18 protein-coding genes and 2 pseudogenes are annotated in these 20,975 nt (G+C 69.0%); 11 read left to right on the top strand and 9 right to left on the bottom strand.

From position 1 onward, the window contains the following. Positions 1 to 19 precede the first annotated feature (19 nt). The 3 genes from ACFYQ5_RS31410 to ACFYQ5_RS31400 are packed head-to-tail and all read right to left on the bottom strand — an operon-like array spanning position 20 to position 5,930. Entirely contained in the window at positions 20 to 2,791 is a 2,772-nt protein-coding gene (locus tag ACFYQ5_RS31410; RefSeq protein ID WP_389202475.1) for an ATP-binding protein, read from the bottom strand. Continuing rightward, positions 2,791 to 3,693: an LLM class flavin-dependent oxidoreductase gene (locus tag ACFYQ5_RS31405; RefSeq protein ID WP_389202472.1), complete on the bottom strand. Its 903-nt coding sequence runs from the start codon at positions 3,691 to 3,693 to the stop codon at positions 2,791 to 2,793. Before ACFYQ5_RS31405 ends, ACFYQ5_RS31410 begins: the two co-directional genes overlap by 1 nt. Next, positions 3,690 to 5,930 (bottom strand): LLM class flavin-dependent oxidoreductase, encoded by a 2,241-nt coding sequence (locus tag ACFYQ5_RS31400; RefSeq protein ID WP_389202471.1) that lies wholly within the window; start codon positions 5,928 to 5,930, stop codon positions 3,690 to 3,692. Before ACFYQ5_RS31400 ends, ACFYQ5_RS31405 begins: the two co-directional genes overlap by 4 nt. A gap of 119 nt (positions 5,931 to 6,049) precedes the next feature. Between ACFYQ5_RS31400 and ACFYQ5_RS31395 the strand changes: the two genes are divergently transcribed. Beyond that, a complete protein-coding gene (locus ACFYQ5_RS31395; protein ID WP_023536348.1) occupies positions 6,050 to 6,442 on the top strand; it encodes a helix-turn-helix domain-containing protein in 393 nt (130 codons plus the stop codon). 109 nt (positions 6,443 to 6,551) lie between these two features. Here ACFYQ5_RS31395 and ACFYQ5_RS31390 read toward each other — a convergent pair whose 3' ends face one another. Beyond that, complete coding sequence (locus ACFYQ5_RS31390) at positions 6,552 to 7,484, bottom strand: zinc-binding alcohol dehydrogenase family protein (protein WP_389202484.1); 933 nt, start codon at positions 7,482 to 7,484, stop codon at positions 6,552 to 6,554. Positions 7,485 to 7,899: 415 nt separating this feature from the next. Further along, complete coding sequence (locus ACFYQ5_RS31385) at positions 7,900 to 8,268, bottom strand: hypothetical protein (protein WP_389202469.1); 369 nt, start codon at positions 8,266 to 8,268, stop codon at positions 7,900 to 7,902. A 72-nt stretch (positions 8,269 to 8,340) separates the two neighbouring features. Here ACFYQ5_RS31385 and ACFYQ5_RS31380 point away from each other — a divergent pair, with 72 nt between their 5' ends. The 5 genes and pseudogenes from ACFYQ5_RS31380 to ACFYQ5_RS31360 all read left to right on the top strand — a co-directional run bounded on the left by ACFYQ5_RS31380 (position 8,341) and on the right by ACFYQ5_RS31360 (position 12,815). Then, entirely contained in the window at positions 8,341 to 8,679 is a 339-nt protein-coding gene (locus ACFYQ5_RS31380; RefSeq protein ID WP_389202468.1) for a hypothetical protein, read from the top strand. A 161-nt stretch (positions 8,680 to 8,840) separates the two neighbouring features. Then, positions 8,841 to 9,035, top strand: a complete 195-nt coding sequence (locus ACFYQ5_RS31375) for a hypothetical protein (RefSeq protein ID WP_389202467.1) — start codon at positions 8,841 to 8,843, stop codon at positions 9,033 to 9,035. Positions 9,036 to 9,091: 56 nt separating this feature from the next. Then, positions 9,092 to 10,226, top strand: a pseudogene (locus ACFYQ5_RS31370) (IS630 family transposase). A gap of 630 nt (positions 10,227 to 10,856) precedes the next feature. Beyond that, complete coding sequence (locus tag ACFYQ5_RS31365) at positions 10,857 to 12,317, top strand: tetratricopeptide repeat protein (RefSeq protein ID WP_389202465.1); 1,461 nt, start codon at positions 10,857 to 10,859, stop codon at positions 12,315 to 12,317. A 159-nt stretch (positions 12,318 to 12,476) separates the two neighbouring features. Further along, entirely contained in the window at positions 12,477 to 12,815 is a 339-nt protein-coding gene (locus ACFYQ5_RS31360) for a GNAT family N-acetyltransferase (protein ID WP_389202463.1), read from the top strand. A gap of 53 nt (positions 12,816 to 12,868) precedes the next feature. Here the strand turns inward: ACFYQ5_RS31360 and ACFYQ5_RS31355 are convergent, their stop codons facing one another. The 4 genes from ACFYQ5_RS31355 to ACFYQ5_RS31340 all read right to left on the bottom strand — a co-directional run bounded on the left by ACFYQ5_RS31355 (position 12,869) and on the right by ACFYQ5_RS31340 (position 16,030). Next, positions 12,869 to 13,252 (bottom strand): toxin Doc, encoded by a 384-nt coding sequence (locus tag ACFYQ5_RS31355; RefSeq protein WP_389202461.1) that lies wholly within the window; start codon positions 13,250 to 13,252, stop codon positions 12,869 to 12,871. Positions 13,253 to 13,459: 207 nt separating this feature from the next. Then, complete coding sequence (locus ACFYQ5_RS31350) at positions 13,460 to 13,735, bottom strand: hypothetical protein (protein ID WP_389202460.1); 276 nt, start codon at positions 13,733 to 13,735, stop codon at positions 13,460 to 13,462. 722 nt (positions 13,736 to 14,457) lie between these two features. Next, positions 14,458 to 15,207 (bottom strand): hypothetical protein, encoded by a 750-nt coding sequence (locus ACFYQ5_RS31345; RefSeq protein WP_389202482.1) that lies wholly within the window; start codon positions 15,205 to 15,207, stop codon positions 14,458 to 14,460. 4 nt (positions 15,208 to 15,211) lie between these two features. Then, the gene (locus tag ACFYQ5_RS31340; RefSeq protein ID WP_389202458.1) at positions 15,212 to 16,030 is read right to left on the bottom strand and encodes a FadR/GntR family transcriptional regulator; all 819 of its coding nucleotides are present in this window, start codon (positions 16,028 to 16,030) and stop codon (positions 15,212 to 15,214) included. 115 nt (positions 16,031 to 16,145) lie between these two features. On the opposite strand from ACFYQ5_RS31340, the gene ACFYQ5_RS31335 reads away from it, so the two are divergent. From ACFYQ5_RS31335 to ACFYQ5_RS31315, 5 genes and pseudogenes are all read left to right on the top strand, one after another. Continuing rightward, the gene (locus tag ACFYQ5_RS31335; protein ID WP_389202456.1) at positions 16,146 to 17,192 is read left to right on the top strand and encodes an ABC transporter ATP-binding protein; all 1,047 of its coding nucleotides are present in this window, start codon (positions 16,146 to 16,148) and stop codon (positions 17,190 to 17,192) included. A gap of 58 nt (positions 17,193 to 17,250) precedes the next feature. Next, on the top strand, positions 17,251 to 18,456 hold the full coding sequence (locus ACFYQ5_RS31330; RefSeq protein ID WP_389202454.1) for an ABC transporter substrate-binding protein: 1,206 nt from the start codon (positions 17,251 to 17,253) through the stop codon (positions 18,454 to 18,456). Positions 18,457 to 18,462: 6 nt separating this feature from the next. Then, positions 18,463 to 19,347, top strand: a complete 885-nt coding sequence (locus ACFYQ5_RS31325) for an ABC transporter permease (RefSeq protein ID WP_389202453.1) — start codon at positions 18,463 to 18,465, stop codon at positions 19,345 to 19,347. Between the two features lie 43 nt (positions 19,348 to 19,390). Further along, complete coding sequence (locus ACFYQ5_RS31320) at positions 19,391 to 20,209, top strand: ABC transporter permease (protein WP_389202451.1); 819 nt, start codon at positions 19,391 to 19,393, stop codon at positions 20,207 to 20,209. A 508-nt stretch (positions 20,210 to 20,717) separates the two neighbouring features. After that, a pseudogene (locus ACFYQ5_RS31315) lies at positions 20,718 to 20,893 on the top strand (transposase); the annotation flags it as partial. Positions 20,894 to 20,975: the final 82 nt, after the last annotated feature.

Genomic DNA, 20,975 nt, shown 5'->3' with positions numbered 1-20,975 from the left:
CGCCGCGGCCTCTCTGCGCTCACGGCGGCTCACAACCGGCGTGAAGGTCGCTCAGCTCGGTTCGCGTGTTGATGCCGAGCTTGGCGAACACGTTCCCGAGGTGGTGGCCCACGGTGCGGTGGCTGATCCGCAGCTGTACGCCGATCTCGCGATTCGTCAGCTCTTCGGCGGCCAGTTGGGCGACTCGCTGTTCCTGGGCGGTGAGCCGGTTCATCGCCCTGGTGTCCGAGCTCCCCCGGCGTCCCCGCGATCCGGCGAGGTCCTGCTCGCGCTGCGCGCGTTGGCGCAGCGGCTCGGCACCGAGCCGGTCGAACGCCTCCAAGGCGGCGCCGATCCGGACGCGCGCATCGGTCCGCCGGCGGCCCCGTCGCAACCACTCGCCGTAGAACAACTGAGCGCGCGCGTAGAGCAGCGGGTGGGATCGGGCACCCGGCACGTCGAGTGCGGCCCGGAAGGCACCCTCGGCCTGGGCGCCGCCGAGGAGCCCGCGCGTTACGTGCGCGGCACAGCGGGCCCACGGCGCTCCGGTGCGCCGCGCCCAGGCTTCGAGCACCCGTACCCGTTCGTCCGCGAGGTCGCTTCTTCCGACGCGCACGGCCGCCTCGGCTGTGTCGAGAGCGGCCAGGAGCGCGAAGGTCGGGTGTTCCGCGCCATGGCCCGGCTCGGTCAGGCGCACCAGGATGTCCAGTGCTTCCTCGGGACGCTCGTGAAACAGCGCGGCCATGCCGCGGTTCCAGTGCGCGGCGGCGCTCAGCGCGCGGACGCCCTGCGGGAGTGACGTCTCCAGAGTCCTGGCGGTGGTCTCCGCGACGGCGCACTCGTCACCACGCGCGGCGGCGAGCCAGCCCAGGCTGGTGCGGCAGTGGGAGGCGATGTGGTCGGCACCCAGGTCCTGGGCCAGCCGCAGTCCCTCCGCGGCCGAGGACTCCGATTGCGGCCAGTGGCCGGCAGCGTTGTCGAGCATCGCGGTCTGGGCCAGGGCGGCGGCGAGCCGACCGCGCTCGCTGCGCCGCCGCAGGTGCGGTAACCGGCGGCGCAGCGCATCCGCCATGGGCTTGTCGATCCCCCAGGCCAGGGCGAGGGGTGTCGGCGGCAGCAACGGCAGGATGGTCGTACGGGCCCGCGCGGCGGCATCACCTAGGTCGGGGGTGTCCGCCGGCGCCGCGTCGGCAGACACGTCGTCGCTCCACCAGGCAAGCGTGCCGGGTAATCCGGTCCGGCCCTCGACGTCGTCTTCGAGCAGCAGTTCCAGCGCTCTGTCCCGCAGGTCGCCGCGTCCGACGGACCAGGCGGCGCGCATGGCCAGCGTGCCCAGTTCCAGCGCCGTTCCCGGTTCCGGGACGCGCTTCATGTCGGTGATCAGGAAGTGGTGCGCCATCTCGGGCATGCCTCGGGCGAACTCCATGATCCCCCGCAGACCCCGGCTCCGCCGGGCGACGTGAGCACCGGGGGCCAGCCGTTCCGCGTCATCGAGCAGGCGCTCCGCCGTGTCTGCCCACCCGGCGTCCCAGGAAGCCCTGGCCGCCTCGGCAAGGCGTTGTGAGGCGTCGATCGGTGCGGCCGACAGTTCGGCGGCCCGCCACCACGCCCGTGCCGCCGTGTTCGTGGCCCCGCGGAGCCGGGAGCGGGCGGCGGTCCGTTCGAGGAGCCGCGCGACGTCCTCATCGCGTCCGTGGGCCAGGGCGGCGAGATGCCATGCGCGCTCCTCCGCCTCGTCCGGCATCGTGGCGGCCAGGGCGCGGTGAGCCCGGCGCCTCGTCGCGGCACCGCAGCCCTCGTAGACGGCTCTGCTCACGACGGGGTGCCGGAAACCGACGCGGTTGCCCGCCACGTGGAGCAGGCCCGCGTTGGTCACTTCCTCCCAGACGGCGTCACCGGCACCCAAAGCACGGCCGGCCCGCTGCACCGTGAGCCGGTCGCCGTGCTCCTCGGCCGCCGCGAGCACGGTCAGCAACTGCGCCGGAGGGCTCAGGGCCTCGATCCCGGCACGGAAAGCCTGCTGCAGGCGCGGCCCGACGGGCGGTCGTCCTCGCTTCCGGCGTTGCTCGGCGTCGTCAAGGTCGCCCCCGAGCGTGGCCAGTTCGTGCAGCGCCAAGGGGTTGCCCCCGGCCTCCCGGACCATGTTCCGCGTCGTCGCCTTGTCGGTGAGCGGCGCCACGGCCGCCACAAGCTGCCGCGCGCTCTCGTCGCTCAGGCCGTCGACCCGCACGTCGGCCACGCCTTCCCAGGGCCGGGCGGCCGGATCGCTGTGATCGGCGAGCACGACGACCACGGGATGCGCTCCTACGCGTCGAGCGACGAACCCCAGGCACAGCGCGGTGGCCTCGTCGAGCCACTGCCCGTCGTCCACCACGAGGAGCACGGGCTGCCGCTCGGCGAGTCCGCAGAGCAGCGACAGCACGGCCGCCCCGACCACCAGGCGGTCCGTCGGCTCACCGCTCAGCCCGAGCGCGGTACGCACAGCGGCGGCCTGGGCCGTCGCCAGCAGCTCGACACGATCGGCCAGCGGTCGCAGCAGCCCGTGCAGCCCCGCGAAAGCCAGGTTCGACTCGGGCCGGGTGGCCGAGTGGCTCAGCCGGACGAAGTCCGCGGCCTGGCCGTGCAGGTGGCGAAGCAGAGCTGACTTGCCGATACCCGGCTCGCCCCACACCACGAGCGCGCCACCGCTCCCGCCGCGGGCCTGCGTAAGCAGCCCGTCGAGAACCGCGGTCTCCTCGCGGCGTCCGAACAGCTCCGTCGGCGCCGCCGCTGTCGCAGCTCCGTCACCAGGCCCGCCACGCGCCCACCGCATCACGTCACGCGTTCGGACTGGACGAGTTCGCGGGCGCGCGGCGCGACCTCGTGACCGAAGAGGTTCAGGTCGGCAGGCTCGTCCGAGGCGAGGATGAACCCGGATACGCCGTACTGCAGGGCGAGGTCGGCGATCTGTTCGGCCCAGTCGCCGGGAGTCCCCTGCAACAGGCCGCCGGCGGCGCCGGACGTGAATCGGCCGCTCAGGTTGAGCAGGCGGCTGACCGCCGCGGGCTCTCGACCGGCGGCGGAGGCGGCCTCGTCGATCTGCTCGTTCATCGCGCGCAGCGATGCCGGGCCCTCGGGCAGGAAACCCAAGGAGGGCAGCCAACCGTCGGCGATCTTGCCCGTCAACCGGAGCATGCGCGGCTTGTAGGCACCGATGCGGATCGGGATGCGATGGGCGGGTGCCGGGCCGCGCTTTGCGCCGTTCACGGTGTAGAACTCCCCGGTGACACGGAGGGGCCCGGTCTCGTCGGTGGCCCACAGCCCTCGGATCACGTCCACGGCCTCCTCCACCGCCCGCACGGCCTGGGCCGGTTCGAGCCGGCGGCCTCCCATCGCGACGATGCCGTCCCAGAACGCGCCCGCGCCGATGCCCAGTTCGACTCGCCCACCGGTCAGCCGGTCCAGGCTCGCGGCGGCGCGGGCCAGTACGGCGGGGGGCCGCAGCGGAAGGCTCAGCACGTTGCCGCTGATCCGGATCCGTTCGGTGCGTGCGGCGACGTACGACATCAGGGTCCAGGTGTCCTGGAACGCCGACTGGTAGGGGTGGTCCTGGAAGCTGACCAGGTCGAGGCCGGCCCTCTCGGAGGTCAGGGCCAGCTCGACCGGCGCCTGAGGCGGGCGGGCGGTGGGGGTGATGAAGCTGCCGAACCACAGTTCGTGGCCGTAGTCGCTCATGGGGTGCTTCCTCCGGGGTGGTTCGCCGCGGGCGTGAGGGCGAAGTTGTCGCCGAACACGCCCTCGGGGTCGTAGACGCTCTTCAGCTCGCGCAGACGCGAGAGGGTCCGTGGGGGCCAGGCCGCGGCGATCCGCTCGGGCCGGAGGCTGGACTCGAAGCTGATGTAGAGACCGTCGAGGAAGGGGCTCAGCCGGGCCCAGGCCCGGTCGACCACCTCGTCGGCACCGCCCATCACCACGAGCGAGAAGTTCGCGTCGCGGTGGGCGTAGGCCGTGGCGTCCGCGGGAACATCGGCGACGGCGCCGCCGACCGAGCGGAGCTGGAACCATCCGATCGCGCCGCTGCGGATCATGCGAGCCGCCGCCGCGGCGAACTGCGGGGTCACGTGCCGGAGCAGACCGCTGCGTGAGACCGGTTCGCCGTGGGAGACCGGTGGGTCGTCGCTCGCGTTGTCCATCACGGCCGCGTAGGAGGTGATGACGACGTCCTGGGCGTACATCGCGGAGATCGCGGCCAGTGGCTCCAACCGGGCGCGCACGGTCTCCGGGTCCGAGGAGTCAACCATGGTGCGGCTCACCGCGAGCGCTGGTCGTCCGCCGCGTGGGGGCGCCACGATGACGAAGCTGGTGAGGTCCCGCGGTGAGTCCTCGACCGCCCGGCCCCACTCGACGAGGTAGCGCTCGAGGTCGCTCGCGTCCTGAGTGAGCCGGGCGAAGGCGACCGCGCCCACGTCATCGGCCTCGAACTCGAAGGCAGTGACGATCCCGAAATTCGCGCCCGCCCCTCGCACGGCCCAGAAGAGATCGGGGTTCTCCGAATCGTCGGCCCGCACGACGGAGCCGTCCGCGAGCACCATCTCCACGGCCCGCAGGCGGTCGATGGTCAGTCCGTGCCCGCGCGCGAGGTACCCGATGCCCCCCGCCGTGGCGAGGCCGCCCACCCCGACACCCCCGTAGTCGCCCGAACTCAACGCCCAACCGTAGGGCTCCAGTGCGGCCGCCACCTCCGCCCAGCGCGCACCCGGGCCGATGCGCACCCGGCGTGTCTTCCTGTCGAGCACCTCGATCGCATTCATCAGTGACACGTCGATGACGATCCCGCCGTCATTGGTGGAGCGGCCGGAGACCCCGTGTCCGGCGCTTCGCCGAGACAGGGCCACGCCGGGATGCCGGCGGGCGAACGCGAGCGCCTGGGTCACCTGCTCGTTCGTCGCCGCCCGCAGGATGATCCCGGGCGCACCGCCGCGCAGGTACCCGGACCGCAGCCGGGCGTAGGCCGGATCACCGGGCTCGACGACCTCGGCCACCTCCGGCGGAGCGCCCTCGTAGTCGATCCCCGGCAGGCGCCTGGCGCGCACGGCGGACCGCCGGACCCGCGCGCCCGACCATCCGCGCGGAAGCACCGCGTCCACGGCCGCCCGCAGGGCCGGGGCGACCTCGCTCGCGAAGCCTGCCGCGACGTCTCGCTCCACGGTGTCCAGCACGATGGTGCCCACCCCGTGCTCGACGACGAGTGGCAGCAGGTCGTTCACCCAGTCCGCGGCGGTCCCGGTGAACCTGCCTGTCCGCTCGCCGAAGCCACCGCGGATCGTGACCCGTCTGCGGATCTCGCGGGGATCGCGGCCTGCCCCTCGCGCCGCCTCGTCGACTGCGCGGTTGCCCTGCGTCAACGTGACGGCGTCGCACCCCGTCGACCACTCGTCAGCCCGCAGCCCGACCAGCCGGAGCAGGTCTTGGCCCTGGCCGTCCACGGAGATCGGCACGTCGTGCGCGGGCGCGGCCTTCTCAGCTCCCGCGAGACGGTAGAAGCGGCCGGTGAACCGGCCAAGGCCACGGTCGAGGACATTCCAGAGCTCGCGAACGACGGCGATCGCTTCACCCAGTGCCGCGACCGAATCGGCTGTCCCGGACGCGGCGGCTGACGGGCCCGCTCGGAAAGCCAGTTCGACCCTGCCTTCGGTGAGCCGATCCAGGCTTGCGACGGCTCGTGCGAGCATCGCCGGATGGAGGGTGGCGGGGCGTGCCTCCAGCACCAGTCCGAGAGAGACCGTCGCCGCGGCGATCCAGGACGCCACAGTCGACGGTTCGAGATCGTCGCCGGCGGTTCCGGCCGGGACGACCAGCAAGTCCAGTCCCCACTGCTCGGCCAGGCCCGCCGCCGCGACCAACCGGCCGGGCCCGCAGTCGGCGTCAGAGGGCAGGTGCAGCCCGAACCTCAGCGCGTGCCCGTAGTTCATAGCGCGTGGTGACAGGCCGAGTGTGCGTTCATGGACCAAGGCTGCACGGCGATGATCACAGGCAACAAACGGGACATGACCAGGTCATTAAAAGTGACACGCTCCAGTATCGTGACCGTATGACCGGTCCTCGACAGCCCGATGATTCCTCCGCCACCGCGGGCCAGAGCCGCCCGGAAGCGGGCTATGAACACATCGACGACGACGTGTGCCGCAGTTTTCAGCGCTCGGTCGAGATCGTGGGCAAGAAGTGGAGCGCCGCGGTGCTCCTGGCGGCGATGCGGGGCGCGCGCCGATTCGTCGACTACCGAGCGCGGATCCCCGGAATCTCGAACCACCTTCTGTCCCAGCGTCTGCGTGAGCTCGAGGGTCACCGACTCATTGAGCGGCTCGTGGTACCGACGACGCCGGTCCAGATCACGTACCGGCCCACCGAACAAGGCGCCAGCCTGATGCGTGTCCTGCATCCGCTGATCGAATGGAGCGCCAAGAACGAGGACATGGATACCTGACGAGCTGGTCGCATGCCGCCCACGCACCCGATCCGTTGCGGACTGGGACCGGTGATTGCGCGGGCGGCCGCTCGCGGTGTGGCTTCAGCGGTGCGGGGACAGGAACGGGTTACGGGACCAGGACGATCTTTCCCGTGGTGTGGCCGGCCATGATCTCGCGGTGGGCAGTGGCGGCCTCGCGCAGGGGGTAGCTGTCCGCGATCACGATGCGCAGGCGGCCTGCTGTCGCGGCTTCCGTGAGCTGCAGGCGGGCGGCTTGGCGGATCTCGGTGCCGGGATCCGCGCCCGGCACACCACCCAGGAGCTTGATTCCCGCGCGAGCCCCGCGCTCGTGGCCCGCGATGGTGGCGATACGCAAGCGGTCCGGCACGAGCTCCACGGAGACGTCCACCGCCTCCTCGGTGCCCACGAGATCGGCGGCCGCGTGCACGCCCTCCGGCGCCACCGCGCGCACCCTGTCCGCCAGTCCCGGACCGTAGACGACCGGGATCGCTCCCAGCTCTCGCAGGAGGTCGTGCTTGGCCCGGCTCGCCGTGGCCACGACCGTCGCGCCGCGTGCCACCGCGAGCTGCACGGCCACGAGACCGACGCCCCCCGCGGCACCGTGGATCAGCACCGTATCGCCCTTGCCCAAGCCGATCGCCTCAAGCGTGTGTACGGCTGTGGCCCCGGCGGCCAGCAGCCCGCCGGCCTGCTCCCAGGACAGGGCGACAGGCTTCGGCACCACGGACGGGGCCGGTACCACGATGTCGGCGGCGTAGGCCCCCGGTGCGGAGTAGGTGATCACTTCGTCACCCACTGCGATCGCACCTGCGGGGCCGATCGCGTCGGTACCGACGGCTGTCACCACGCCCGCCGCCTCGACACCGAGCCGCACCGGCAGTCTCTCGGGATCGGTACCAAAGGCACCGCTGTATGACTGGTAGTCGAAGGGATTGACGCCGGCCGCGCGGACCTTGATCCGTACCTCGTTCGGCCTCGGCTCCGGGACGGCGACATCGATCACCGACAGGACCTCGGGACCGCCATATGCGCCCGCCACTACCGCAGTTGTTTCGCTCATACGAGAGGACAACAGGTGCGCGAGGTGCCCCATTCCCTCGGTCCGACGGGACCGATCGCCCGGGCCAGGCACGGTCGCGTCGCTCAGGGCCGGGGCGCCGCCCCGAGCGGGGACTCGTCCACGAATGCACAGCGAGAGCTATCTTGCCGCGCGGGCGTCCGCGTCCTTGGTCGACGGAGCCGCCTTCCAGAAGGCTGTGGGCGTGGGCGACGTCGGCCAGCGGCAGCACGGCGCCGATCACCGGCCGGAGTGCTTTCCGAAGCTACCGAAGGCGGTCAGTTTCATGGCGGTGCCGCGTTCAGCTCGTGTGAGCAGGGGCTGACCGAGGTCTCGCTCGAGCCGATTGGGCTGCTGGGTGAGCGCCGGTGCGCCGGTGCGGTGCCTACGTTGTGGGTCACCTCCGCCTGGGGCGGCCAGGGTAGGACCCTGCGGGGCGGAGCGGGACATCGTTCTTGAGGAGAGCCAGACGCACCGAGGCCAGGCTCGTTCCTTCACGGTCAGCGATGTCCTGGAGTGACAGGTGGTCCTGCTCGTACCAGGTCCTCCATTGGCCGACACGCATGGCTGTCTGCTGAGTGTGCCGGAAGCGGGGCGGGCTCCAGTCGACCGGATGCTGTGACAGCAGGTAGATGGCGTGGGCTGATGTGATGTTGAGCGCCTGTGCGACGCGGGAAATGGAGAAGTCGCCGGCGCGTACGGTCCGGTGGAGGTTGGCCACGGTGATGCTGCCCGGGTCGGGGCCGGGCAGTTGCAGGCGGCGCATGTCGACGGAACTGAGCGTCCGTCCGGGCCGACTACCGACTGGGGGTGGACACCCGCACGGGCGGCGCTGGGAATGCTGCCGCAGGTCGTCGTTCTCATCGCTGGCGGCGCGTTCATCGGTCCGTTGGTCACGCGCGTCGGTCTCGACAAGGCCGCCTGGCTCAGCGCCGGAGCGGTCGTGTGCGGGCTCGCCGTCTACGGGCTGCTGGGCCGCTTCGGATACGTGTGGGTCGCCCTCGCGCTCGTGCTCGTCGTCGCCGGTATGCGCGTCGCGGGTGGCTCCGGCTCCAGGGCCGGGGCCAGGGGTGTGCCCAGCCCGCGATGCACACTGTACGGCCGTCCGCGCGTCCATCCCGTGGTACCGGGGCCCGGACCCGGCACGAAGACGCTGCCGAAACCTTTCGACGACTGAGGTGTTGAGACCATGCACGCCCACGGCTGAGGGTGATCCTTGGCGGAACCAGGGACAACGGAGGCACGTGTCTGATGGAGTGACGTGGGGAAGGCATCTGGTACGGCACGTGCCCCCCGGCTGATCTCTCCGGAGAAGGGACGAGGATGTTGTCGGAGGCAATGACCGCGCTGGCTGCCGCAGGAGGAACTGCGGTGGTGGAGGCCGCCAGCACCGACGCATGGGCAGGGCTGCGCCAGCAGCTAAGCCGTTGGTTCGGCAGGGGAAACACGCAGTGCGAGAGCGCCGAACTGGAGCACCTCGACCGGACCGCAGGTGAGCTAGTGCCGGATCAGGCAACGTTTGCCCTGTTGTGATGTGACGCGCCGTCCGGGTGCTGTGCCGATTGGCGCGTGACGGTCACCCTGTTCGGGTGGCGATACGAGTGCAGGTCCGTGAGATCGATGATGACGAGGGGCGGCGGCTGCTGCGGATCATCCGCAGGGGCACCGGGTCGGTGGTGACCTGGCGGCGGGCCCAGATGGTGCTGCTGTCCGCGCAGGGCATGCCGGTGGCAAGGATCGCCGAGGTGTCGTTCACCAGCGACGACCGCGTTCGGGACGTGATCCACAACTTCAACACCGACGGTTTCGACTCGCTGTATCCGAAGTACTCCGGTGGTCGGCCGAAGACGTTCACGCTGCCTGAACGCCGCGAGATCAAGAAAATCGCCAAGTCCAAGCCCACCGAGCATGACCTGCCGTTCTCGACCTGGAGTCTGACCAAGCTGGCGGACTTCCTGGTAGCCGAGGGGGTGGTCGACGACATCAGCCACGAGGGCCTGCGCATTCTGCTCCGCGAGGAAGGCGTCTCTTTTCAACGCCTGAAGACCTGGAAGACCTCGCGTGATCCGGATTACGCGGCCAAGAAGGCCCGCGTCGAGCACCTCTATGCGATCGCCGACGGCGAGGTCATACCCGAGGACGGCGAACCCGAAGTCATCTTCTGCATGGACGAGTTCGGACCCCTCAATCTGATGCCGCACCCGGGCCGACAGTGGGCCGAACGCGGAGGCAAGCACAAGGATCCCGATCGTGAGCCCCGCCGGCGGCGCCGGGCGACCTACAACCGCTACGGCGGCGTGCGACACCTGTTCGCCGCCCTGGACCTGGCCAAGGACAAGCTCTACGGCCACATCAAGCCGGTCAAGAGACGGACGCAGTTCCTGGAGTTCTGCCGCTACCTGCGCACGCTCTACCCGCGAGAAATCCGGGTCGCGATCGTCAGTGACAACTTCTCCCCGCATCTGACCACGAAGAAGTGCCAGCGCGTCGGCACCTGGGTGACGGCGAACAACGTCGAGATGGCCTACACCCCGACCAACAGCTCCTGGCTCAACCGCATCGAGGCCCAGTTCACGGCCCTGCGCTACTTCACCCTCGACGGCACGGACCACGCCGACCACAAGGAAGCAGGGCAGCATGATCCGCCGCTACATCATCTGGCGAAACCGCCACGCCGACGACCAACGCCTACGCGCCGTCGTCGACAGGGCAAACGTTGCCTGATCCGGCACTAGATGCAGCGGGGCCGGCCGAGCTGGAGCGGGTACGCATCCGTCAAGAGGCGGCGTGGCAGGCTCGTATCGCGGCCCTGCTGGAAGGCCTCGAATACACCGAGCGGGCCCAGGCCGCCGAGCAACTGAGCGTCTTGCTTGACCAGCGCATCCCTCCAGGTGGGGTATCGGCCAGCCAGAGTGGGCAGGCCGTCGGCGGAAACGTAGACATCCGTGCCGTCCACGCGTCCGCAGCCGCCTGGAACATGGGCAGCGTGACTCTGGGAAACCCTCCGCAGCCGGCACCGCCCCAGGGCTGAGCGGACCCGGCACCACCTCAGTCACGAGCCCCGCACCGTCCGCATCTGTACGGGCGACACATGGCGGGGTCGCCGCCTACAGCATCGGGCAGCTCCACCAGCATATTTCCGAGAAGCGGAACGTTGCCCGGATCGATCGCCCTCGGCCTGTCGCGTCGTGGACAGCGCAGCAGCTCGGCGTCCACCCCGCCATTCATGGCACCACCCCACCGGATGACGAGGGCGCTTTCGTACTCCCGGACTACATCGAACGCGACCACGACCGGCAGCTGCGCGACCAGCTGGTTAAGGCGGCCTCCGCCGGTCAGGCGACGCTGGTGCTCGTGCGCGGAGAGTCCTGCACGGGCAAGACCCGCACCTCCTTCGAAGCCATCCGCGTCTGTCTGAAGGACTGGCAGCTGGTTTTCCCGAAGAACGCCAGGAGGCTCCTCGCCCTGCTCGATGCCAACGACCTCACCCCGCGCACTGTCCTGTGGCTCAACGAAGCCCAGAATTTCCTCACCGGGACCGACGGAGAGGAGGCCGCCGCCGCATTACACAGCCAACTGGAGCAACCTGCATCGGTCGTGATCCTGGGCACGCTGTGGCCCGAGTACCACCGCACCCTGACCACTACGCCGGAGCCCGGTAAGGACGCACACTCGAACGCCCGCGCCTTGCTCAACCAGGTCAAACCGGTCGACGTTCCGGCGTCCTTCACCGCCACGGCCCTGCGAAACTCGATCGTTGACCGCGACCGATCGCTGGCCACGGCCATGAGCACGAGCACCGGCGGGAGGATCACTCAGACCCTCGCGGCAGGCCCGCAACTGGTCGATCACTACCAACAGGCCACCAGCCACAGCCCCTACGGCCACGCCGTTATCACCACGGCCATGGACGCCCGCCGCCTCGGCCACACCTCACCCCTGCCGACTGCACTTCTCAAGGCCGCTGCCCCGGGCTACCTGACCGAGCAACAGCGTGCCGCCGCGGACCCCGACACCTGGTTCGCCCACGCTCTCGACTATGCGCGGGAAAAGGTTAAGGGCGTGGTCGCAGCCCTGGAACCCGTCGCCAACCCGGATGGCATGGGCGCCCTCCCAGACATCTACCGCCTGAGCGACTACCTCGACCACCACGCACGCACCATCCGCTGCTACGCATTCCCGCCGGACTCCTTCTGGACCGCGGCCCGGGACCACGCAGCCAGCACAGCAGACCTGGAGGCCCTGGCCGAAGCGGCCGATCAGCGGGGCCGTTACGGCATCGCGGCAGACTTGTACCAGCGGGCCGCCGACGCCGGGGGCACGGGTGCCCTGGCGGAGCTGGCCTGGCGGCGCGGGCGGGCCGGGGATCTCGACGGCGCGGAACCGCTCGCCCAGCAGGCCGCCGAGGCCGGCGACACGGGCCCCCTGGTGGAGCTGGCCTGGCGGCGCGGGGAGGCTGGGGATCTCGAGGGCGCGGAACGACTCGCCCAGCAGGCCGCCGAGGCCGGCGACACGGGCCCCCTGGTGGAGCTGGCGTGGCGGCGCGGGGAGGCTGGGGATCTCGACGGCGCGGAACGACTCGCCCAGCAGGCCGCCGATGCCGGAAACATCAACGCCCTGGTGCGGCTGGCACGGCGGCACGAGGAGGCTGGGGAGCTCAACGGCGCGGAACGACTCGCCCAGCGAGCTGCCGACATCGGAGGCAGAGACGCCCTGGTGCGGCTGGCGCGACTACGCGAGCGGGCCGGAGACGCCGAAGGCGCGAAACGGTGGAGGCGATTCGGTCTGGAAGCTGACGGCACTTCAGCTCAGTAAAGGTCTACCCACAGGGCCCCGGTGGCTGAGCGGACCCGGCAGGAGCATGTAGCGGAAGGTGGTGCTGAGCGGCGAATTAGGCCGAGTGCCTGCTGCCCACCATGATCAGAATGGACGCCAAGACCGTAGCCATCGAGATGGTGCGACAGTTCAACTACTTTGCCCCTGCCGGCCCGTGGACTGATCGGGTTCGGCCGCATTGCCACCGATCCTCACCAACCCCGCGGTGCCACCTTCGGCTTCGCGCTGAACTCCAAGGTCTGGGCATTCGGATACGGCGTCGAATCGGTGCGCCTCCTCCTCGCGCTCGGCTTCGAGGACCTGAAGCTTCACCGCATCTGGGGAGCACGATCGCCTTTGAACGAGGCGTCGGCAAGGACCATGGCGAAGGCGGGCATGGTGGAGGAGGGCGTCATCCGACAGCACATCGAGAGAGCCGGAAAGTGGCGTGACTCGGTGGTGCACGCGATCGTCGAGGACGACTGGGCCGCTGCGTAACTACGCAATCTAATTCAGGCCGGGAGCGGTGGGCCACGCCGCCCCGGCCTCGCTCACAGCTCTGTCCGCAACGACCGCAGACGCTCGGCGATGTCGTACGAGTCCAGCTGCAGGCCGCGAATGTCGGAGATCAGCTCACGCCAGGCTTCGAACTTCGTGTTGACCTGCTCTCCGTGCATCCCTAGGTACGCGACGGCCACGCCGAAGCCGTACAGCTCGTTGCGAGCAGGCAGCGGACGCAGGACGACGCACTCCTCCAGCATCACGGCGGCCCGCCAGAAGGCGTCCGGGTTGTGCTGGTCGTGGCGGGGCGGGTCAATCTTGTGCCTGGCGGCCAAGCCGGCGAACACGGAGTAGTCGTTGACCGCCAGGTCGTCCAGTAGATCCGCCTGACGTTCCAGGAACCAGCGGTAGTCCACGTAGTACTCGGCAGGCACAGGTCAGGCCGCCCGCGGGGCGAGCGCGGCCGCCGTGGGGCCTCCGTACTCGGCGTCGAACGCCGTGGCGGTCGCCCGGGTCGCCGGTCACCCGGCGCTGGGCGTTTACGGTCCCTCTGCCGCCGCCTGGCCAGGCAAGTGCTCAGCCTTGCCGTGCCCATTTATAGCTGCGTGGCGCAGCAGGCCTCGTAGTGGCCTGGCTGATGCTCAGGACCCAGCGGGTGCGTTGACCGGCATAGCGTTTTTGAAGTCGGTGAACGTGATCGTCGCTGCGATGTCGGGGTCGGACGCGAAGTGGATCTTCTGGCGTACGCGTACGACTCGGCCCTTGTTGTCGATCCATGCGTCTGCGTCGATTGTGGTGGCAGGTCGCAGATTGCGTCCGACGGCCCTGTCCACCGATTCGATGTCCTTCGGGGTGAGGCGGGCCGATACGCGCATAGGTTCGCTGTCCTGGTGCACGGAGGCGCTGTGATCGAGCATGAGCCGCACGTACTACGGAAGCCGGTCCGTGGGTATACCCCCTTTTGCCGCCGACGCAGGGAACTCCTGCCATGGCCCGTGGGTTCCGGCGGCGCGCCGGTACACCTTCTGCCGGGTGATCACGACGTCTTCGGTGTACTGCTCTGTTGTGTCTGTCGTGCGCCCTGTGAATGGCGCGTTGAGGTTGACCCGCCCTTCCATGAACTGGAGTTGTTCGGGCCCTGACTGTGTGATGGCTCTGAGCGCGGCCGAGTACGGGACGTCGTCGGCCGCGGCCAGCCGATCGCGGACTACCTGCGGGCCGCCGTTCGGTGGTGCGGGCTGGCTCGAGGAGCATGCGGAGAGCATCAGCCCCAAGAGCACCAGAGTCAGGGGCACTGTCCGGCGGTGCGACACAGGTGGATCCTCTGAGTGCTGAGCCCGAGCAGGAAACACTCAGGCCGCAGGTGGATGGTGGACTCATCCTGTCCGGCCTCGGAGATCAGGCGGGGCTCAGGGAGAGGTGGTGTGATCAAGATTGCGTCAGACAGTTACGGAATTGCCTTCTCGGCCCGCACAACCTTCCGACCGGCGTACGTCGCCCCTGCACAAGCTGGTTGACATCCATCACATCGATATCAACGACCCTTCACCACACAGAGTCACCACCGAATGTGAGACAGAGCCGCTTGTTGGACAGACCCGGCCACGGCACGCATTCGTGGCTTCCGGCAGAGCCAGGCTTACGGGCGTCCTGCCGGGGGTGCCGCCGTCACCAGAATGAGGGGGACACCGTCGCAGGGCCGCAGGTGCAGCCCTCCGTGTTGGGCGCCGTCTGCCGGTCCGGTCAGTACCGCCGCGAAGTCCGGACCCTTGGTGAGCGATCCGACCAGGTGGCGGGGGTCGGTCGAGGAGGCGACGCGGCCGCGCGCGTTGACCAGGCGGGCAGGCCCTGGGAGGCGTTGGAGCAGAGGCATGACGACCGCTTCGAAGCGCCGCAGATAGATGTCTGCCGCGGCCACCCCCGTGAAGCGGCCCTCGACTGTCACCGGCGCGGCGAGGGTGAGGCTGTACTCGTCGGAGCAGAGGTAGTCGACATAAGGTCCCGCGACCGCCCGCTGTCCGGTGTCGCGGGGCAGGGAGAACCAGTCCCAGTGGGTGTAGTCGTAGTACGCCGAGTGGTCCGGGTCCAGGTCGAGCAGCAGCGGATGGACGGCCCCATCCGCGCGGGTCTGCCACCATTCCAGCCACCCCGGTACGTCGTCGAGGAGTCCGGGCGTCGCCACGAAGCCGATCCCCGAGACCAGGTCGTACTGGGTGAGGCAGGTGTGCAGGCCGGGGCGGAGGGCGGCCAGATCGGCCGACATGGGACGGCGGCCGTCCCGCATGGCCGAGGCGAGCACCGCGTGTGTGTCCGCAGCGATCCGGCCCACGGCTTCGAAGACTCCTTCGAGGGCGTCACCAACGCGGGCGTCTACGTCGGCGACCGTCATCACCTCAAGGACTGCCGCTCCGGCGTTTGCGAGACGGGTGTTGCTGCTCAAGGGAGCCCTCTTTCAGACGGGGACCGCGCTCGCCGTCGGTATAACCGAGGCGGAGTTCGATCAGGCGCGCCATGGAGGTCTGCACGCATTGTTCGGCCAGAGCCCCAGCAAGGTCGCCCGCACCATCATGCACGGCGGAGATTACGGCGCGGTGACGGTCCACAACGTCCTTGAGGTACTCGTCCTCGCCGAGCACGAGACGCAGCAGCGCCCCCAACTCGCCCCGGAAAGTGACTTCTTCCCTGGTCAGTCGGGGTGACTGGGCCGCCGCGGCCAGCTCCACATGGAAGCGCCCGAGGATACGGCTCCGCGCCGCCGTGCCCTCGGCCTCCGCCAACTCTCCCAGGGACCTGCGCAATTGGCGCAGATCCTCGGGGTCGGTGCGCTGGGCGGCGAGCCGGGCGGCGGCACCCGAGACGGCCGCCCAGTGGTCGGCCAGATCGCGGAGTTCCTCGGTGCTCCAGTCGGAGAGCCGGGCGCGCAGCCGGTCTTCCGCCGGCCCGGCGGGCACGGTGACGAAGCTGCCACCGCCACGGCCCCTGCGCGTGATGACCAGGCCCTGCTGTCGCAGCGCCATCAGTGCTTCGCGCAAGGTCACGGTGGAGACGCCGAGCTGCGCGGCGAGGTCGGTCTCGCCGGGCAGCTGCTCTCCGTCGGCCAGCAGCCCGAGGTCGATGGCGTCACCGAGCCGCCGGACCACGGCATCCACGCGGGCCAGGGTGTCGACGGGTGTGAAGACGGCGTTACGGACGCCGGGTTTGTCGTGGTTCACGTAGTACCACCTCGCTGACTGTACCAAAGCTTTACCTTAGCCGGGTATTGAAATTAGAACTATGACTTCATATGTTTAGGGCTAACGCCCGTCAGCACCAGAAAGGTTCCCACCCATGGAGGGGAAAGCCATCCGGCTGCAGAGCCTGCGCAAGTCCTTCGGCCGGACAGATGCCGTGGCCGGAGTCGACCTGGAGATCGCGGATGGCGAGTTCTTCTCGATGCTGGGCCCCTCCGGCTCGGGCAAGACCACCGTGCTCCGGCTAATCGCCGGCTTCGAGGCACCCACCAGCGGCACCATCGAGCTCGCCGGCTCCGATGTCACCCGCCTGGCCCCCTTCGGACGGGACGTCCACACCGTCTTCCAGGACTACGCGCTCTTCCCCCACATGACCCTGGAAGAGAACGTCGCCTACGGCCTCAAGGTCCGCAAGGTGTCCAAGACGGCGCGTACGAAGCAGGCCCGGGAGGCACTGGCGAGTGTCCAGCTCGCGGACTTCGGTGCGCGCCGCCCGTCCCAGCTCTCCGGCGGCCAGCGGCAGCGCGTGGCGCTGGCCCGGGCACTGGTCGGCCGCCCGAAGGTGCTGCTGCTGGACGAGCCACTCGGCGCCCTCGACCTCAAATTGCGCGAGCAGATGCAGGTCGAGCTCAAGGCGATCCAGCGCGAAGTCGGCATCACCTTCGTCTTCGTCACGCACGATCAGGAGGAAGCGCTGACGATGAGCGACCGGATCGCCGTGTTCAACCAGGGCCGCATCGAACAGGTCGGCACCCCCGCTGAGATCTACGAGCGGCCCGCCAGCGCCTTCGTCGCGGGCTTCGTCGGTACGTCGAACCTGCTGAAGGACCGGGCCGCGGAGCAGATCGTGGGCAGCCAGGGAACTTACAGCGTCCGACCGGAGAAGATCCGCCTGTTCACCGAGAGCCCAGGGTCCGCAGCCGGGTACAAGCCGGACCACTCCTCCGCCACCGGCACCGTGGCGGAGGTCGTCTACCTGGGAGACGCGACTCGTTTTCTGGTGGATCTCGACGCAGGCGGCCGACTCACTGCCGTCCAGCAGAACCTGGAGACCTCCTCCGAGGACGTCGCCGCTTTCCGCGGCTCCCGGGTCACGCTCCGATGGCACCAACGCCACAACTTCCGGGTCCCCGAGGCCCGGTAAACGCACCACCCCCCACACGCACCATCCCACCTTTCCCCCCTCTTGTGGAGATATCTCCGTGCGTCTGCACCGATCATCCCGAGCAGCGGCTTCCGCTGTCGGTGTCCTGCTCCTCGCCACCGCTTGCGGTTCCTCGGACACCACGAGCTCTGCGCCCGGCAGTACCGGCTTCACCCCGCCTGAGCTCACCGCGCAGAAGACCCTCGGCAAGTCAGAGGGCCAGGTGAACCTGATCGCCTGGGCCGGTTACGCCGAGGACGGATCGAACGACCCCGCGGTCGACTGGGTAACCGACTTCGAGAAGCAGACCGGATGCCAGGTCAACACCAAGATCGGAGGCACGTCCGACGAGATGGTCAGCCTGATGAAGACGGGGCAGTACGACGCGGTCTCCGCCTCCGGCGACGCGTCGCTGCGGCTGATCGCGTCCGGTGACGCCGCGCCGGTCAACACCGACCTGGTGCCCAACTACAAGGACGTCACCTTCGACCTCAAGAAACAGAAGTGGAACTCGGTCAAGGATGTTCCTTACGGCATCCCGCACGGCCGCGGCGCCAACCTCCTGATGTACAACACCAAGGAGGTCTCCCCGGCCCCCACCTCCTGGTCCGCCGTCTTCGACAAGTCCTCGGCGTACAAGGGCAAGGTCACTGCGTATGACTCGCCGATCTACATCGCGGACGCGGCGCTCTACCTGATGGCGACCAGGCCCTCGCTCGGCATCAAGGACCCGTATGCCCTTGACCAGGAGCAGTTCGACGCTGCCGTCGCCTTGCTGAAGGAGCAGAACACCAACGTCGGCGAGTACTGGAGCGACTACCTCAAGGAGGTATCCGCCTTCAAGAGCGGCAACTCTGTGATCGGCACCACCTGGCAGGTGATCCTGAACGCCGCCCAGGCCGAGAATGCGCCCGTCAAGGCGGTCCTGCCGGACGAGGGCTCCACCGGCTGGTCGGATACCTGGATGATCTCCGCCAAGGCCAAGCACCCCAACTGCGCCTACAAGTGGATGAACTGGATCATCTCCCCCAAGGTGAACGCGCAGGTCGCCGAGTACTTCGGAGAGGCCCCGTCCAACGAAAAGGCGTGCGCCTACACCACGGACGAGGACTTCTGCACCACCTATCACGCAACCGACGCACTGTACTGGGAGGGCGTCCACTTCTGGACCACGCCCATCGAGGAGTGCCTGGACGAACGTACGGACGTCAAGTGCGTGCCGTACACCAAGTGGGCCCAGGCCTGGACCGAGATCAAGGGCTAAGCATTAATGAAGAACACCGTGCCGGCCGCCGGATTCGTCCGGCGGCTTGCCGGGACTCTGCACCGGCATCCCAAGCTGGGGCTGTCCCTGCTCCTCACCGCACCGCTGGCCTGGCTGGTCCTGGCCTACCTCGGCTCCCTGGCCGCGTTGTTCATGTCCGCGTTCTGGACGACCGACTCCTTCACCTCCGATGTGGTGAAGGTCTGGAACACGGACAACTTCACCTCGCTGTTCACCACCGGCGTCTACCGGCAGGTCGCCCTGCGTAGTCTCGGCGTCGCCCTCGCGGTCACCGTGCTCTGCGTACTGATCGCCTTCCCCGTGGCCTTCTACACGGCCCGGATCGCGAGCCCCAAGTGGCGGCCCCTGCTGGTCGTCGCGATCCTCACCCCACTCTGGGCGAGTTATCTGGTCAAGGCGTACGCCTGGCGGCTCATCCTCGCCGAAGGCGGTCTGCTGGACTGGGCGCTGAAGCCGTTCGGGCTCGAGGGCCCCGGCTACGGACTTACCGCCACCGTTCTTGTACTGACGTACCTGTGGCTGCCTTACATGATCCTGCCGATCCACGCCGGACTGGAGCAGATACCCGCCAACCTGCTGGACGCCTCCGCCGACCTCGGCGCCCGGACCGGACGAACCTTCCGCTCCGTGGTGCTGCCGATCATCCTGCCGTCCATCGCGGCCGGCTCGGTCTTCACCTTTTCGCTCAGCCTCGGCGACTACATCGCCGTACAGATCGTCGGCGGAAAGAGCCAGCTCATCGGCAATCTCATCTACTCCAACATCACCCTGGACCCGCCGCTGGCCGCCGCGCTCGGCACCGTGCCCGTAGTGATCATCGTCCTCTATCTGCTCGCCGTGCGCCGTACCGGAGCACTCAGCAATCTCTGATCCGATCCGATCTGTATGCGAACGCACAGTGGAGTCCTGCACGATGAACCTCTCCCGCCCCGCGCGCATCACCCTGCGCATAGCCGCCGGAGTCGGCTTCGCGGTCATCTACATCCCGCTGCTGCTGGTCCTGGTCAACTCCCTCAATCCGGACCGCAGTTCGGGCTGGCCGCCACCCGGGCTCACCTTTGACTGGTGGGCGGTGGCCTGGCACAGCACCGGAGCCCGCGGCGCGCTGTGGACCTCGGTCAAAGCCGGGCTCGGCGCCACCATGATCGCGCTCGTGCTCGGCACGCTCATCGCCTTCGCGGTGCAGCGCTACAAGTTCTTCGGCCGCGAGGCGATCTCCTTCGTGGCCGTCCTGCCGATCGCGCTGCCGGGCATCGTCACCGGCGTCGCGCTCAACTCCGCCTTCCGTACGGTGCTCGAACCCCTCGGCGTGGGACTCGGGATGTTCACGGTGATCGTCGGCCACGCCACCTTCTGCATCGTGGTCGTCTTCAACAACGTGATCGCCCGGCTGCGCCGGATGTCCGGTTCGTACGAGGAAGCCGCCATGGACCTGGGCGCGCACAGCTTCCGAACCTTCGTCGACATCACCTTCCCCCTGGTGCGCTCAGCGCTGGTCGCGGGCGGGCTGCTGGCCTTCGCGCTGTCCTTCGATGAAATCGTGGTGACCACCTTCACGGCGGGCCCCGGCGTCCAGACGCTCCCCGTCTGGATCTTCTCCAACATGGCCCGACCTCAACAGGCCCCCGTCGTCAACGTCGTCGCCGCCGTACTTGTCCTGCTGTCCGTCATACCGATCTACCTGGCCCAACGGTTGTCGTCGGACGCCGCAGCCTCCGGCAGCCGCATCTGACTGTTGCAGCCGCATGGTGCAACCTCACTCAGGATTTACACCGCGATGAGGCGCAGGCTCGGCGCTCCGCTGTCGAGGGGCGCCTTCGCCCGGTGCTGACCGTTGACGTAGCAGTGTGCCGTCAGGACGGCCCGCCGGTACAGCTGGCTGGCCGCCGCGGCAGCGCATTCATTCGTCCGACGGTACCGACGGCCTTCCTCTACCGATACGCGCCCGGTGGATGCGCTGCCGAGTGCACGACATCGCCGGTTCGCACCGGCCGCATCGCGTATATCGCACTGGATGCGCTCAGCGGCCGGCTTCTGGGCCGCGGTGCGGGTCCGGCCACTGGGGGCGGTGCGCCCGCTGGTCGTCCTGGCGCACCGAGTACGGTGCGCCAGCGTCCTCCCGGTCGGCGTACTTCTTCGTCCTCGCACGGGCTCTGTCGCCGGCCTTCGTGAAGGACTGCCCGAGGAATCGACGAACGCGACCGCGTCCCTCTTGAACTCCTCGGTGTACCGCTTCGTGCGTCGCGATGAACGCGGCACTGACGGATTCGATGACCAAGTTGCCCGAACTACGCAAGACCCTCACCTGGGACCGCGGGAGCTCTCCGGCCACGCCCAGTTCGCCATGGAGAGCGGGACGCGGGTGTTCTTTGCTGACCCGCACTCGCCCTGGCAGCGACCGACGAACGAGAACACCTATTGGTGCAGCCTTGGCGGGCCGGGCTTCTTCGACGGGAGAGGCTCGGCGGGACCGTCGGGTGACTCGGAGAACACGTGCC

Origin of the sequence: Streptomyces sp. NPDC005794, assembly GCF_042871445.1 — a bacterium.
Classification (GTDB): domain Bacteria; phylum Actinomycetota; class Actinomycetes; order Streptomycetales; family Streptomycetaceae; genus Streptomyces.
Note: the sequence above shows the minus strand (reverse complement) of the source record. Positions and strands in the feature narration are given on the sequence as shown.